The 13,672-nt window shown below is 66.2% G+C and carries 15 protein-coding genes; 11 read left to right on the forward strand and 4 right to left on the reverse strand.

All coding sequences use genetic code 11. The annotated features are described in order from the left end of the window. The first annotated feature begins 91 nt into the window (after window positions 1-91). From truA to accD, 5 genes are read left to right on the forward strand one after another with little or no spacing between them, the layout of a single operon-like run. A complete protein-coding gene (gene truA, locus IM816_RS06730) occupies window positions 92-859 on the forward strand; it encodes a tRNA pseudouridine(38-40) synthase TruA (protein ID WP_250340282.1) in 768 nt (255 codons plus the stop codon). Further along, window positions 856-1,479 (forward strand): phosphoribosylanthranilate isomerase, encoded by a 624-nt coding sequence (locus tag IM816_RS06735; RefSeq protein ID WP_250340283.1) that lies wholly within the window; start codon window positions 856-858, stop codon window positions 1,477-1,479. Before truA ends, IM816_RS06735 begins: the two co-directional genes overlap by 4 nt. 28 nt (window positions 1,480-1,507) lie before the next feature. After that, window positions 1,508-2,719: a tryptophan synthase subunit beta gene (gene trpB, locus IM816_RS06740; RefSeq protein ID WP_072320589.1), complete on the forward strand. Its 1,212-nt coding sequence runs from the start codon at window positions 1,508-1,510 to the stop codon at window positions 2,717-2,719. Next, window positions 2,719-3,519 carry a tryptophan synthase subunit alpha gene (gene trpA / locus IM816_RS06745; protein WP_250340284.1) on the forward strand — a complete coding sequence of 267 codons (801 nt, stop codon included), beginning with the start codon at window positions 2,719-2,721 and terminating at the stop codon, window positions 3,517-3,519. Before trpB ends, trpA begins: the two co-directional genes overlap by 1 nt. A gap of 38 nt (window positions 3,520-3,557) precedes the next feature. Further along, window positions 3,558-4,430: an acetyl-CoA carboxylase, carboxyltransferase subunit beta gene (gene accD / locus IM816_RS06750; protein WP_072320591.1), complete on the forward strand. Its 873-nt coding sequence runs from the start codon at window positions 3,558-3,560 to the stop codon at window positions 4,428-4,430. A 38-nt stretch (window positions 4,431-4,468) separates the two neighbouring features. Here the strand turns inward: accD and IM816_RS06755 are convergent, their stop codons facing one another. Together IM816_RS06755 and IM816_RS06760 are read right to left on the reverse strand one after the other, a co-directional pair. Next, window positions 4,469-5,011 (reverse strand): phosphatase PAP2 family protein, encoded by a 543-nt coding sequence (locus tag IM816_RS06755; protein ID WP_250340285.1) that lies wholly within the window; start codon window positions 5,009-5,011, stop codon window positions 4,469-4,471. After that, entirely contained in the window at window positions 4,983-6,143 is a 1,161-nt protein-coding gene (locus tag IM816_RS06760; protein ID WP_250340286.1) for a glycosyltransferase family 4 protein, read from the reverse strand. Before IM816_RS06760 ends, IM816_RS06755 begins: the two co-directional genes overlap by 29 nt. A gap of 142 nt (window positions 6,144-6,285) precedes the next feature. Here IM816_RS06760 and gltX point away from each other — a divergent pair, with 142 nt between their 5' ends. From gltX to IM816_RS06775, 3 genes are all read left to right on the forward strand, one after another. Beyond that, window positions 6,286-7,689, forward strand: coding sequence for a glutamate--tRNA ligase (gene gltX, locus IM816_RS06765; protein ID WP_250340287.1), 1,404 nt, complete (start codon window positions 6,286-6,288; stop codon window positions 7,687-7,689). Window positions 7,690-7,753: 64 nt separating this feature from the next. Further along, the gene (locus tag IM816_RS06770; protein ID WP_250340288.1) at window positions 7,754-8,071 is read left to right on the forward strand and encodes a hypothetical protein; all 318 of its coding nucleotides are present in this window, start codon (window positions 7,754-7,756) and stop codon (window positions 8,069-8,071) included. A 42-nt stretch (window positions 8,072-8,113) separates the two neighbouring features. Next, entirely contained in the window at window positions 8,114-8,587 is a 474-nt protein-coding gene (locus tag IM816_RS06775; protein WP_250340289.1) for a transcriptional repressor, read from the forward strand. A 104-nt stretch (window positions 8,588-8,691) separates the two neighbouring features. Here the strand turns inward: IM816_RS06775 and IM816_RS06780 are convergent, their stop codons facing one another. Then, complete coding sequence (locus tag IM816_RS06780) at window positions 8,692-10,707, reverse strand: TonB-dependent receptor domain-containing protein (protein ID WP_250340290.1); 2,016 nt, start codon at window positions 10,705-10,707, stop codon at window positions 8,692-8,694. 86 nt (window positions 10,708-10,793) lie between these two features. Between IM816_RS06780 and IM816_RS06785 the strand changes: the two genes are divergently transcribed. The 3 genes from IM816_RS06785 to IM816_RS06795 all read left to right on the forward strand — a co-directional run bounded on the left by IM816_RS06785 (window position 10,794) and on the right by IM816_RS06795 (window position 12,489). After that, the gene (locus tag IM816_RS06785) at window positions 10,794-11,240 is read left to right on the forward strand and encodes a MerC domain-containing protein (RefSeq protein WP_250340291.1); all 447 of its coding nucleotides are present in this window, start codon (window positions 10,794-10,796) and stop codon (window positions 11,238-11,240) included. Window positions 11,241-11,277: 37 nt separating this feature from the next. Then, window positions 11,278-12,249 (forward strand): cation diffusion facilitator family transporter, encoded by a 972-nt coding sequence (locus tag IM816_RS06790; protein WP_250340292.1) that lies wholly within the window; start codon window positions 11,278-11,280, stop codon window positions 12,247-12,249. Window positions 12,250-12,330: 81 nt separating this feature from the next. Next, window positions 12,331-12,489 carry a 30S ribosomal protein THX gene (locus IM816_RS06795; protein WP_072320598.1) on the forward strand — a complete coding sequence of 53 codons (159 nt, stop codon included), beginning with the start codon at window positions 12,331-12,333 and terminating at the stop codon, window positions 12,487-12,489. Between the two features lie 430 nt (window positions 12,490-12,919). On the opposite strand, the gene IM816_RS06800 is transcribed toward IM816_RS06795, so the two are convergent. Next, window positions 12,920-13,666 (reverse strand): class I SAM-dependent methyltransferase, encoded by a 747-nt coding sequence (locus tag IM816_RS06800; protein ID WP_250340293.1) that lies wholly within the window; start codon window positions 13,664-13,666, stop codon window positions 12,920-12,922. Window positions 13,667-13,672 lie beyond the last annotated feature (6 nt).

Consider the following 13,672-nt stretch of genomic DNA (forward strand, 5'->3'; position numbering starts at 1 on the left):
AGCACGACGCTACCGGTCCGGGTGCATCCAAAAGGCCCGTGCTGACGTACGGGTGGTACCCTTTCCGGTTTCCGCACCATCCTGAACCTTCATGCGCATCGCCCTAGGCGTCGAATACGACGGCACCGATTTCCTCGGCTGGCAGCGGCTGAGCCACGCGACCACCGTGCAGGGCGCGCTCGAAAAAGCGCTCAGCTTTGTCGCGCACGGCCCGGTGGAAGTCACGGCCTCCGGGCGTACGGATGCCGGGGTTCACGGACGCTGCCAAGTGGTGCATTTCGACACCGACGTGGTGCGCGACATGCGCGGTTGGATTCTCGGTGCGTGCTCCAATCTGCCACACAGTGTGGCGGTGACCTGGGCGCAACCGGTGGCCGACGACTTTCACGCACGCTTTTCCGCGCGTGCGAGGCGGTATCGCTATCGCATCCTCCCGCGTTTCGTGCGCCCCGCGCTCGATGCCCGCTTCGTCGCATGGGAACGTCGCGCGCTCGACGTCGATGCCATGCACGAGGCAGCGCAGGCGATCGTCGGCGAACACGATTTCTCGGCCTTCCGTGCCATTTCCTGCCAGGCCGCACACGCGCGACGCAACGTGCGTTCGATTCGCGTGTTCCGTGACGACATCCATGTCGTCGTCGAGATCGAAGCCAACGCCTTCCTCCACCATATGGTGCGCAACATCGTCGGATCGCTGCTGCCCATCGGCCGCGGCGAACAGCCGGTCGGCTGGATGGCCGAATTGCTGGCGGGGCGCGACCGCGAGGTCGCTGGCGCCACTGCGCCGGCCGAAGGGTTGACCTTCATCGGCCCGCTTTACGAAGCGCACTGGGGTCTGCCGAAGGAAGTGACGCTATGACCCGGATCAAGTGCTGTGGGCTCACGCGCGTGGACGACGTGCAGCTTGCTGCGCGACTCGGTGCCGACGCAGTGGGCTTTGTCCTGACCCGCAAGAGCAAGCGCTTCGTCGATCCCGAAGCCGCCGCCCGCCTGCGCGATGCCGTGCCGCCCTTCGTGAGCGTGGTGGCGCTGGTGATGGACGATGAGCCCGCCTACGTGGCGGAAGTTGTTCGTGTGCTGCGCCCGGACATGCTGCAGTTCCATGGCATGGAAACCGCGGCCCAATGCGCGGCATACGGCGTGCGCTGGTTGAAGGCGATTGCCATGGGCGAGGGTGAGCGCGCCCTTGCCAGGCTTCGCGACTACCCCGGTGCGGCCGGGCTCCTGCTCGACGGGCACGGGCTGGGCGAGCAGGGCGGCAGCGGCCAGCGCTTCGACTGGTCGCTGATGCCGCAGGATCTTGCGCAACCGCTGGTGCTCGCAGGCGGGCTTACGCCTGCCAACGTCGCCGAGGCCATCCGGGTCGCCCGGCCCTGGGCGGTGGACGTCTCCAGCGGTATCGAGTCGTCGCCGGGCATCAAGGATCGGGATAAGATGGAACGCTTCATTTCCGCCGTACGCGCCGTCCCCAGCGTGTAACGCAGCTTTCAGCAGGTACGAGACACACATGACCGAGATCGCGGATTTTCACGCCTGGCCCGACGCCCATGGGCGCTTCGGTGACTTCGGCGGCATCTATGTGGCCGAAACGCTCATGGAGCCCCTCGCGGAACTGACCGCGGCCTATGAGTCGCTGCGCAAGGATCCGGCGTTCATCGCCGAGCTCGATCGCGACCTCAAGTACTACGTCGGTCGGCCCAGCCCGGTCTACCACGCCGAGCGCCTGTCGAAGCACGTCGGCGGCGCGCGTATCGTGCTGAAGCGCGAAGACCTGAACCATACCGGCGCGCACAAGATCAACAACACCGTGGGGCAGGCGCTCGTCGCGCGGCACATGGGCAAGACCCGGATCATCGCCGAGACCGGTGCGGGCCAGCACGGCGTGGCCAGTGCCACCGTCGCGGCACGGCTCGGGCTGAAATGCGTGGTCTACATGGGCGCGGTAGACATCGAGCGGCAGAAGATCAACGTCTATCGCATGCGCCTGCTGGGCGCCGAGGTCGTGCCAGTCACCTCCGGGTCGAAGACCTTGAAGGATGCGCTCAACGAGGCCATGCGCGACTGGGTCACCAACGTCGCCGACACGTTCTACATCATCGGCACCGTGGCCGGCCCGCATCCGTATCCGCAGATGGTGCGCGACTTCAACGCCATCGTCGGTCGCGAGGCGCGTGCGCAGACGCTCGAGCAGTTCGGCCGCCTTCCCGACGTCATCACGGCGTGCGTCGGCGGCGGTTCGAACGCCATCGGCCTGTTCCATGCGTTCCTCAACGATCGCGAGGTCCGCATCGTCGGTGCCGAGGCCGCGGGCGATGGCATCGAGACCGGCCGTCACGCCGCGTCCCTCGCCGCCGGCAAGCCGGGCGTGCTCCATGGCAATCGCACCTATGTGCTGTCGGATGCCAACGGGCAGATCGTGGAAACGCATTCCGTCTCGGCCGGCCTGGACTATCCCGGCGTCGGACCGGAGCATGCATTCCTGAAGGACGCCGGCCGCGCCGAATACGTCGGTATCACCGACGACGAAGCCCTGGAAGCCTTCCATCTCCTGGCGCGCACCGAGGGTATCCTCGCCGCGCTGGAATCGAGCCACGCCATCGCCCAGGCGATCAAGCTGGCCCGTGAACTGCCGAAGGACGGCCTGGTTCTTGTCAATCTCTCCGGACGTGGCGACAAGGACGTGCATACCATCGCTGCGCGTGAAGGAATCGAACTCTGATGAGCCGCATCGAACGCCGCTTCGCGACGCTGAAGGCCGCCGGGCGCACCGGCTTGATCCCCTTCGTGACAGCCGGCGATCCGTCGCCCGACCACGTGGTGCCGCTGCTGCACGGCCTCGTTGCTGCCGGCGCCGATCTGATCGAGCTGGGCGTGCCGTTTTCTGATCCGATGGCCGACGGCCCGGTGATCCAGCACGCGAGCGAGCGCGCTCTTGCCCACGGTGTGGGCCTGTCCAACGTGCTGGCCTGGGTCGCTGCCTTCCGTGAGACCGACGCTGAGACCCCCATCGTCCTGATGGGTTATCTCAATCCGGTGGAAATGTACGGTTACGCGGCATTCGCCGAAGATGCCGTCGAAGCCGGGGTCGATGGCATCCTGATGGTGGATTGCCCGCTCGAGGAGTCGCACGTGCTGGACGCACTCCGCACGGCGGGGCTCGACCAGATTCTGCTCGCCTCGCCGACCACGGCCGAGAGCCGCCTGGCGCGGCTTTGCGAGGCCGCTTCGGGCTTCCTGTACTATGTCTCGTTCGCCGGCATCACGGGGGCGGCGCAGTTGAGTACCGCGAACATCGCCGAGCGCGTCGCGGATATTCGTTCCCGTGCCAAGGCGCCGGTAGCGGTGGGCTTTGGGGTTCGCGACGCGGCAAGCGCCCGTGCCATTGGCGAGTTCGCCGATGCCGTGGTGATTGGCAGTGCGTTGGTCGATCGCCTTGCCGGTGCCGGCTCCGCCGAAGAGGCCGTCGGCAGGGCCCGCGAATTCCTCGCGCCGATCCGCGCTGCGCTCGACGCGCGCTGAGCGGACCTCGCGGTCGTACAGATACTCGGAGAGACACGATGAACTGGCTGCAGAAAATCATGACGCCGAAGACCCGCGCTCCTGCCGCGGCCGGCGGCAAGGGCAAGGTGCCCGAGGGCGTGTGGGAGAAGTGTGCCGGTTGCGGCACGGTCCTCTACAAGCCGGAGCTCGAGAAGTCGCTGATGGTCTGCCCCAAGTGCGGCCATCACCACGCCATTTCGGCTCGTGCGCGCTTGGCGGCTTTCTTCGACGAAGGGAGTACTACCGAGCTGTGGCCGAAGATGGAAGCGGTCGATGCGCTGAAGTTCAAGGATCAGAAGAAGTACAAGGACCGCGTCGCCGCCGCGCAGAAGAACACCGGCGAGAAGGACGCGCTGATCGCAATGTCCGGTCGCCTGCTCGATCGCCCGTTGGTTTCGGTCGCCTTCGAGTTCTCTTTCATGGGCGGTTCGATGGGTTCGGTGGTCGGCGAGAAGTTTGCCCGTGCCGCCGAAAAAGCCCTGGCCGAGAAGAGCGCGCTCGTGTGCTTCTCCGCTACCGGCGGTGCACGCATGCAGGAAGGTCTGTTCTCGCTGATGCAGATGGCGAAGACCTCGGCTGCGCTTGCGCGCATGCGCGATGCGGGCGTGCCGTACATCTCGGTGCTCACGCATCCCACGACCGGCGGTGTGTCGGCAAGTCTGGGCATGCTGGGCGATCTCAACGTGGCCGAACCGAAGGCGCTGATCGGCTTCGCCGGCCCGCGCGTCATCGAACAGACCGTGCGCGAAACGCTGCCGGAAGGCTTCCAGCGTTCGGAGTTCCTCGTGGACCACGGCGCGGTGGACGTGATCGTCGATCGTCGCGAGATGCGCGAGAAGCTGGGCTCCGTGCTCGGCATTCTGCAGAAAGCGCCGCGCGCCGCGGCGTAAACCCTGCAAACGGTGCCGGCATCGCCGGCACCGTCGAATCAGAGCAGGATGCGCTCCGCCCAGAGCGAGAGCGCACCCAGGCCGCCCCCAATGGCCGTGGCGGCAAGCACGTCACTCGGATAGTGCAGCCCCAGCACCACGCGCGATGCGCCGACCAGGGCGGCAAAACCCACGAGAAACGGTGCCAGCACGGGGTAGTGCGCCACGGCCACGACCGTGAACGACACGGCCTGAAGCGTGTGTCCGGACGGAAAACTGAATTCGTCGAGCGGCGGCACGTGGGCAATCACACCTGGGCACGTGCGGAACGGGCGAGGGCGTCGCGTCCAGCGCTTGAGCACGCGGTACAGCGTGAGGGCGGTGAGCCCGGTGATCGCCATCTGCACGGCCACAGCCACGCCGTGCCAGCCACCGACCAGCGCGATGACGCTCATCAACGCGTACCAGAACACCCCGTCGCCAAGGCGGCTGATGATGCCGAAGAAGACGCCGATGGCGCGACGCGCGCCCCACCGGTTGGCGGCGACGCACACGCGTCGATCGAGGTTCGCCCTACGCGGCGACGGCGGTGCTGCGCTCATGGACGTGCTCCTCGCTGAGCGATTGCATGATCGATTCGAAGGCGGCGATGACGGAGTCCGGCGAAAGACCGGCGACCGAAGCGCGGGCTGCAGCGCCCATGGTGGCGCGAACGATCGCGTCGGCGCCCAAGGCCGCGGCCCGTTCGACCAGCCCGCCTTCGTTACCCGGCGCGACACGGATGCCGTTCTGTCCGTTGTGAATGAACTCGCGTGCGGCCGCTTCCGCATAGGCCACGACCGGCAGCCCCGAGGCCATGGCTTCGAGCACCACGTTGCCGAAGGTCTCGGTGAGGCTGGGGAAGACGAACATATCGGCGCTGGCGTAGTAGGCGGCCAGCTCGTCGCCGCGGCGGGTGCCGGCGAAGATGACGTCGGGATGCGCGGCTTCCAGTGCCGCGCGACCCGGGCCGTCGCCCACGATCACGCAACGTGCCTCGGGCACGCGGCGGGCGAGGGCGCGGTAGGCGTCGATCACCACGTGCAGGTTTTTCTCCGGCGCCACGCGTCCCACGCTCAGCACCACCGGTGTATCGGCCGACACACCCCACGATGCGCGCAGACTTTCGTCCCGACGCTGCGGGTGGAAGCGCATCGTGTCCACCGCGCGGCGCAGCACGCGCACGTCTTGCACGCCCAGTTCGTTGAGTTCGCCCGCGAGCTGTCCGGTCGGGACCAGGGTGGTCTGCGCACGGCGATGGAAACGCGTGAGGTAGTGGCGCACCAGCGGGGTCAAGGCGCCGAAGCCGTAATGCCCCACGTAGAAATCGAAACGGGTGTGGAAGCCGGTGGCGACGGGGATGCCGAGGCGGCGCGCGGCGCTGACCGCGCTCCAGCCGAGCGGGCCCTCGGTGGCGACATAGATGGCATCCGGTCGGTCCGAGCGCCAGCGGCGCTCGATGCGGAAGCGCGACGGCATGCCGAAACGCAGGCCGCTGTAGCGTGGCACCGCCGCGCCTTCGACGGCGAGCACGTCCATGCCTGCATCGGCCGCGTGCGGCGTATCGGGGTGGATCGGGCGGATGAGATCGACGGAGTGGCCGCGGCGGAGCATGCCGCGCGCAAGGGACTGGACGGTGAGCGCGACGCCGTTGACGTCGGGTGCGTAGGTCTCGGTAACGATGCCCACTCGCATGGTGGTGCCCCTATGGCCGGGTTGGCTCATCGTCGATGGTGGGCATGTCGCCGCCGTGATCGGCGCATGACAGGGGTATGACGGAGCCGGTGCGAGCCGGATCGGTTAAAATCGGCCGCTTGTCCCAGCGATGACCCCCACGATGACCGTCCGTACCCGTTTCGCCCCCAGCCCTACCGGCTACCTCCACATCGGCGGCGCGCGCACCGCGCTGTATTGCTGGCTGGAAGCTCGCCGTCGCGGCGGCGAATTCGTGCTGCGCATCGAGGACACCGATCGGGAGCGTTCCACCCAGGAAGCCGTGCAGGCGATCCTCGATGGCATGGCGTGGCTCGGGCTGGTGCACGACGAGGGTCCGTATTACCAGACGCTGCGCATGGATCGTTACCGCGAAGTGGCCGACCAGTTGCTGCGCGAAGGCAAGGCCTACTACGCCTACGAGACCAAGGAAGAGATAGAGGCCATGCGCAACGCGGCCATGGCCGCTGGGGTCAAGCCGCGTTACAACGGCTATTACCGCGACCGCAACGAGCCGTACCGCGACGATCCGAACCGCGTGATCCGCTTCAAGAACCCGATGACTGGCAGCGTGGTCTTCGAGGACAAGGTCAAGGGACGCATCGAGTGGTCGAACGAGGAACTCGACGACCTCGTCATCTTCCGCTCCGATGGTTTCCCGACCTACAACTTCGCCGTCGTGGTTGACGATATCGACATGGGTATCACCGAGGTCATCCGCGGCGACGACCATGTGAACAACACGCCCCGCCAGATCAACATCTACAAGGCGCTGGGCGCCGCGGTGCCTGAATTCGCGCACCTGCCGATGATCCTGGGTCCGGACGGCCAGAAGCTGTCGAAGCGGCATGGCGCGGTCAGTGTCATGCAGTATCGCGACGACGGTTTCCTGCCGCACGCGCTGCTCAATTACCTGGTGCGCCTGGGCTGGTCCCATGGCGACCAGGAGATCTTCTCGGTGGAGGAGATGACGAACCTGTTCGACGTGGCGGACGTCAACAAGGCAGCCTCGCGCTTCGACGTGAACAAGCTGTCCTGGCTCAACCAGCATTACCTGAAGACCGACGACCCCGCTGCATTGGGTGAGGAACTCGCGTGGCATCTGCAGCGCATGGGCGTCGATCCGGCCAAGGGTCCGGCACCTGCCGACGTGGTCGTCGCACTGCGCGATCGCGTGCAGACGTTCAAGGAAATGGCCGAGCGCGCCATGATCTGGTACGGCCCGATCGTGTCGTGGGACGACAAGGCCATCGAAAAGCATCTGCGCAACGAGACCGCGCCGAAGGCACTCGATGCGGCGAAGACGGAACTGGCCGCGCTGCCGGAATGGACGCCCGAGGCGGTGCACGGCGCGGTGGAACGTGTTGCCGCGTCACTCGAACTTGGCATGGGCAAGGTCGCCGCGCCGCTGCGCGTGGCAATGACCGGCACGCAGGTCTCGCCGTCCATCGAGCACACCATTTACTTGGCGGGTCGTGAGGGTGCGCTGGCGCGCATCGACGATGCGTTGGCCCGTGCCGGTGGCTGATCGCCGTATCGGTATCGTGATGTCGACCGCTGTCGCGGTCGGCGCGGCCTGAGAGTAGACGCCCGTGGACGAACTGCTTGCCAAGGCCATGCAAGGCGTCGACCCCGAGGAGCCCGGCGCCTTTCTTCACATGCTCACGAACCTCATGGCGCTGGTGCCGTGGGGTTCGCTCATCGTGTGGCAGATCGTCTTCATTGTCGTGGGGGCTTTGCTTGGCTGGTGGAAAGGCCGCCTGAAAGCCGGTGTCATCGCCTCACTGGTGCTGGGGCCGCTGGGCTGGATCGTGCCGTTTCTGCCGCGGCGCGAGCCGCCGCCCCTGCCGCCACGCGCGAGCTCGCTCGATACCACGCCTCCGCCCCTGCCGGCCTCGAAAAAACGCTGAGCGGGCCTCATGTTAGGATGACGCGCCCCCAGGACATCCACCGTGACCAGTCACTCCGCCCACCGACATGCGCACGAGCACCACGACGACGCCCGTAGCTTCGTCGCGGCGGTGGAGCACGCGTCCCACGAGCGCGGCCTGCGCCTCACGCCGCTGCGTCGCGAAGTGCTGGAACTCGTGGCTGGCGCCGGCAAGCCGGTGAAAGCGTACGACCTGCTGGATCGCCTGCGCGAGAAGCATGGCAATGCCGCACCGCCGACGGTCTATCGCGCGCTCGATTTCCTGCTGGAAAACGGATTCATCCACAAGTTGGAATCCATCAACGCGTACGTGTCCTGTCACCACCCGGCGGAAGCGCACCAAGTGCCGTTCCTCATCTGCGACAAATGCCAGTGCGCGCAGGAAGTCTGCGACGAACGCGTGGCAGAGCTGATCGAGGCACAAGCCAAGGCGTTTGGTTTTCGCCCGCAGGCGCAGACCCTGGAAGTGCACGGCATCTGCAAGAACTGCCGTTGAGCGTCTGACACACATGCCTGCCTGAAAAAATGGGGCGCCCCTCGGGGCGCCCCATTCCGTTCCAGCCACCCCGGGGAGGGAGGAGGGGCAAGGCGGCCGGGAACTCAGAAGTAAGCGCGCACGCCTACGGAAATGTTGCGACCAGGCATCGGCGCGACGTCCTTGAACAGCGACGTGGCGGGGCGTGCGGTCTGGTTGGTGAGGTTGTTGCCGTCGACGAAGGCTTCCCACTGGCTGCGTTCGTCGTTGACGAAGGTCCAGGCGAGATGCGCGTTGACCAATGTGTAGCCTGCCGTGTCGGTTTCGAATGCGGCGATCTTGTCCTGCTTCATGTAGCGCACCGCACCGACGTTGGCGCGCAGGCTGTCCGCCGTCCAACTGAGCGTAGCACCGAGACGGCCGGCCGGAATGCGCGGCACGTTGCCGCCGCCGTCCGACAAGGTGGCGCGCACGGTGTCACCGAAGACGCGCAGATCCCAGTTGCCCGACGTGCCCTTGGCGAGGTGGAAGGTGGCTTCCGCTTCTGCACCGCGGAACGTTGCGTCGTTCTGCGACCAGACGCGGACGGGAAGATCGTCTTCGACCTCGCCCGTATCGGCGAGGTAGATGAAGTTCTTGTACTTGTTGTAGTAGACCGCGACCTTGCCTTCGACGACGTCACCGTGGAAATGCAGGCCCAGTTCCGCCTGATTCGATTTTTCCTTTTGCAGGTCGCTTCCGATCTCGAACGTGTTGGAGGCTTCGTGCGGGCCGTTGGCGAAGAGCTCTTCCTCGGAGGGTGCGCGCTCGGCGTGATCGAGATTCAACGAAACATGCCACTGCTCCGCGAAGCGCCATGCGATGCCGGAGGAAAAACTGTTCGGGTTGAAGTCGCGCTTCGGGCCGTTGTCCGGATCGACGCTCTGCACGTCGTGGCGCGCACCGAGTTCCAGCTTCACCGGGCCGAATTCGCGCTGCTCCGTGAGGAACACACCGACGCCGCGAGTGACCGTGGCGGGCACGAAGGTTTCCTCGCCGACCGCAGCAAACTGGCGGTGCTGGGTTTGCACGCCGAACGCGCCTTCCCATCCTGCGAGCGGTTCGTGACTGACGACGAGGCGACCCTGGTTGCTCCGAGTGGAGAAAGTGGTGCCCGGCACGTCGCCTTCGTATTCCACGTGCTGATAGTTGCCATGACCAAGGCTGAACTCGATCTTGTCGATGCCTTCGAATGGCTTCACCAGCCCGCCCTTCATGGTGTAGTTGGTCTGCGCCATCTTGATGTGGACCGGGTCTTCGCCTTCGGCCGCGTCGCCGGGCTCCGCGGGGCTGCCGTAGAGATCCATGAAGCGCGACACCGAGAGACCCAGGTAACCCCACGAGCCGAGCAACGACGCGCCGACCGAGCCGGAGGTCGTCTTCACCGCGCTGTTCGCGAGGGTGCCGCCGGGGATGTCGTAGTCCTCGTTGTCGCGGTGCATGCCGTCGACGTGGATGGCAAAGCGGTCGTCGCCGGCGTCGAGACGGAGCAGGCCGGTCTGGCCGTCGGATACCGAGTCGTGACGCAACTCGGCACGTCCTGCGAAACCGTTGTCCGGCGCCTTTTCCGGCACGCGACCGTCCACCACGTTCACGACACCGCCGATGGCGCCAGAGCCGTAGAGTAGGGTGGCCGGACCCTTCAAAACCTCGATCTGGTCGGCAAGGAACGGTTCGAGCGTGACCGCGTGGTCCTGGCTCACGTTCGACACGTCCTGCGACGACAAGCCGTTTTCGAGGACCGCCACGCGTGGGCCGTCGAGACCACGGATCACCGGGCGACCTACGGCCGTGCCCAGTGCCGTGCTCTGTACGCCCGGGATCGATGAGACCGTCTCACCCAGCGACACACCCTTGGCATCGTCGAGCGCGGAGCCGGCCAACACAGCGACCGGTGCCACGATCTGGTCGGCGCTCTGGCCCAGCGGCACCGCGTTCACGACGATGGCATCGAGCTTGGCGGCCTGCTTGCGGCCCTTGCCCTCGCTGTCCTTGGTCCCCACGGTAGGGGGCGTCGTGTCCTGGTCGGCGTCGTCGGCCAGGGCCGGCAAGGAGCCGCCGACCGTCGCGGCGAGGGCCAGGGCGATGAGGGATCTACGCATCGGGTAACGCTCCGTCTTGGGTTTCGCAATGTTATAAAGTATCATCAGTTGCCTCGACCCGTGTAAATAGTCACGCTATGGCCTACATGACCGATTCGTCCGCCGATTCCGAGACGCCTCGCCGCTGGTGGCATGCCGCCGACAGGCTGGGGGCCACTGCGTCGTTTCTTTGCGCCATCCACTGCGCTGCCTTGCCGTTCGTGATCGCGCTGCTGCCGGTGATCGGGCTGGGCTTCCTCGCCGACCATCGGTTCGAAGAAGTCTTCGTGGCCTTCGCCTGCATGCTCGCCACGGCAGCTCTGGTGTCGGGCTTTCGCCGCCATCGTCGGCGGTTGCCGCTGGTATTGGCGTTGCCAGGGCTCGTGCTGCTGGTGCTGGGCGTGACCTTCCTGCACAACGGCTCGCTGCTCACCCACAGCATCCTTGTGACTTGCGGTGGCTTGCTCGTTGCGTCCGCGCATTTCGTCAACCTGCGGGTCGATCGCAGCGGGCATGCGGGGCATATCCATGGCCCGTCCTGCGCACACCCGTGATTGTGTAACCGCCGCATCCTTCCCTAGCCTGCGCGACATGGCACACGATCACACCTCCTCCCACGGACACACCCATTCGCACGATCACGCGCACGACCACGCCCACGTAGCGGGAGGCAGCGCGCGCAAACTGTTGTTTGCGTTCGTCCTCACCACACTGATGATGGTCGCGGAGGCAGCGGGCGGCCTGGTTTCCGGCTCGCTTGCGCTGCTGGCCGACGCGGGCCATATGCTGGTGGACGCGCTGGCCCTGCTGCTGGCGTTCATCGGCGCATCCGTCGCGGCGCGTCCCGCAGACGCACGGCGCACCTATGGTTATGGGCGCATCGAAGTGCTCGCGGGCTTCGTGAATGCGCTTACTCAGTTCGTCCTGGTTGCCTTCATCGTCTACGAGGCGGTGCAGCGCCTGCTCGAACCGAAACCCATTCTTTCGGGCGTCATGCTGATCGTCGCGGCGTTCGGTCTGGTCATCAACGTCGTCGTGCTGCGCACGCTGCACGGGCACGACCCGGACGACGTCAACGTGGCGGGTGCGAGCCTGCACGTGCTCGGCGACCTGCTGGGTTCCGTCGCGGCCGTGCTGGCGGCGTTGGCCGTGCGCTGGCTGGAATGGAACTGGGCCGATCCGGTGCTATCCATCCTCGTGTCGCTGCTCATTCTGCGCAGCGCGTGGTCGCTGGTGCGTCGCTCGGGGCACATTCTTCTGGAGGGCACCCCGGAAGGCGTTCACCTTGCCGACGTGGAACGCGAGCTGCACGGGGCGGACGAGGGCATCGTCAGCATCCACCATGTCCACATCTGGCAGGTCACGGCGGGCTCGCGCATGGCGACCCTGCATGCCGAGTTGGCTGCCGGCGCCGAACGCGCCGATCAGGCGCGCGTACTCGACGCGATCAAGCGGATGCTCAGCGAACGCTGGGGCGTGAACCATGCCACCGTGCAATTCGATCCTGGCCCGTGCCCTGATGAAATCGGGCGGTGTGGCAAGGGCGGCTCCCACGCCCACTGACCGGCCACCCTTGCGCTTTGCGCCACCGCTGCTACGATGGCCGGCCGTTCCCTTCAATCATTACGAATCAAGGAGTTTCCCATGGGCAAGGGCGACCGCCGCACCCGTCGCGGCAAGATCTACCGTTCCAGCTATGGCAATGCCCGTCCGCACATCGACGTCGTGACCGGCGCTGCCGTTGCGAAGCCGGCCGCCGCCAAGCCGGCTGCCAAGAAGGCTGCGCCGCGCAAGAAGGCCTGAGTCTTAGGACGCGTGAGACAACGCGCCGCCTCGATGGCTTGCGTCGAGCAAGCCGCGGCGGCCTGAAAGCGCCCCTCCTCGGAGGGGCGCTTTTTTTGCCGCATGTGGAGACGCCTACGGAGCAAGGGTAGGAGCCACCCTGGTGGCGATAAGCCAACGAAGCGGTGTAGCAGTGAGGCAAGCTCCCATCGCCAGCAGGCTGGCTCCCACCGGTGAGCCCTCCCACCGGCGAGCCCCGAAGCGATTGTGTGGGAGCCGCTATAGCGGCGAGAAGCCAACGAAGCGGTGTAGCTGTGAGGCAAATTCCCATCGCCAGCAGGCTGGCTCCCACCGGCAAGCCCCTCCCACACCAACAAGCCCCTCCCACCAACAAGCCCCCTCCCACCCGCAAGCCCCCTCGCCGCCATGGCGGCTCCACAAAATTCGTCAATCAGAGTTCCAGGCGTTCGGGGAACTCGAAACGGCTGTCCACGGGCGCGGCGATCACGTTCTGCTGGACCATGCCGGGAAAGATATTCGCATCCACACCCGCGTGGTTGTCGCTGTTGAAGAGATAGGGCACGTGCGACCACGCGCGATAGCCGAGGGCCTTGATGGCGTCCACTTCTGCCTGGGCGTCTTCCATGCCGGAGAGGCGCGCATAGATGAGCGGTCGGTGCGCGCGGAGCGTATCGCCCGCGCCCGCGAGTACGTCCACCAGCGCATGCGGCTGGTTCACCTTGAGCAGATGCAGGGCAGGCAGGCGAAGGCTGTCGACCGTGGCGATACGGACCTTCTCGTCCTGCCCGCGGCTACCCGGAAGCAGCGTGCCGAGCGACGAAGCGCCTTTGCCACGGCCCAGCCACACCGGATGGGTGAAGACGTTGTCGAGCCGGTTGATCGCCACGTTGGCGCAGGCTTGCTGAAAGCGAATGCGCCGCGGCTCCGCGACGTGCACCTCGCCATGCCTGCCTACGGCCTGGGCCATCCAGAGCGCATGCGCCGCGAAGTCGCTGCCGAATTCCAGGACCGTCTGCCCTTCCTCCAGCAGACCGCTGAGCAGGATGGTTTCGTGTTCCGCCCATTCGCCATAAAGCTGCAGGGATCGTGCGACAGCATCTTCGGTAGCGACGGCGGCGGCGATGCCGTAACGGGTGGGCCAGAAAGGAGCGACGGAAGCGTTGGATGAGGCGTTCATGCGTGG

The sequence above is a fragment of the Luteibacter flocculans genome, assembly GCF_023612255.1.
GTDB classification, from domain to species: Bacteria; Pseudomonadota; Gammaproteobacteria; order Xanthomonadales; family Rhodanobacteraceae; genus Luteibacter; species Luteibacter flocculans.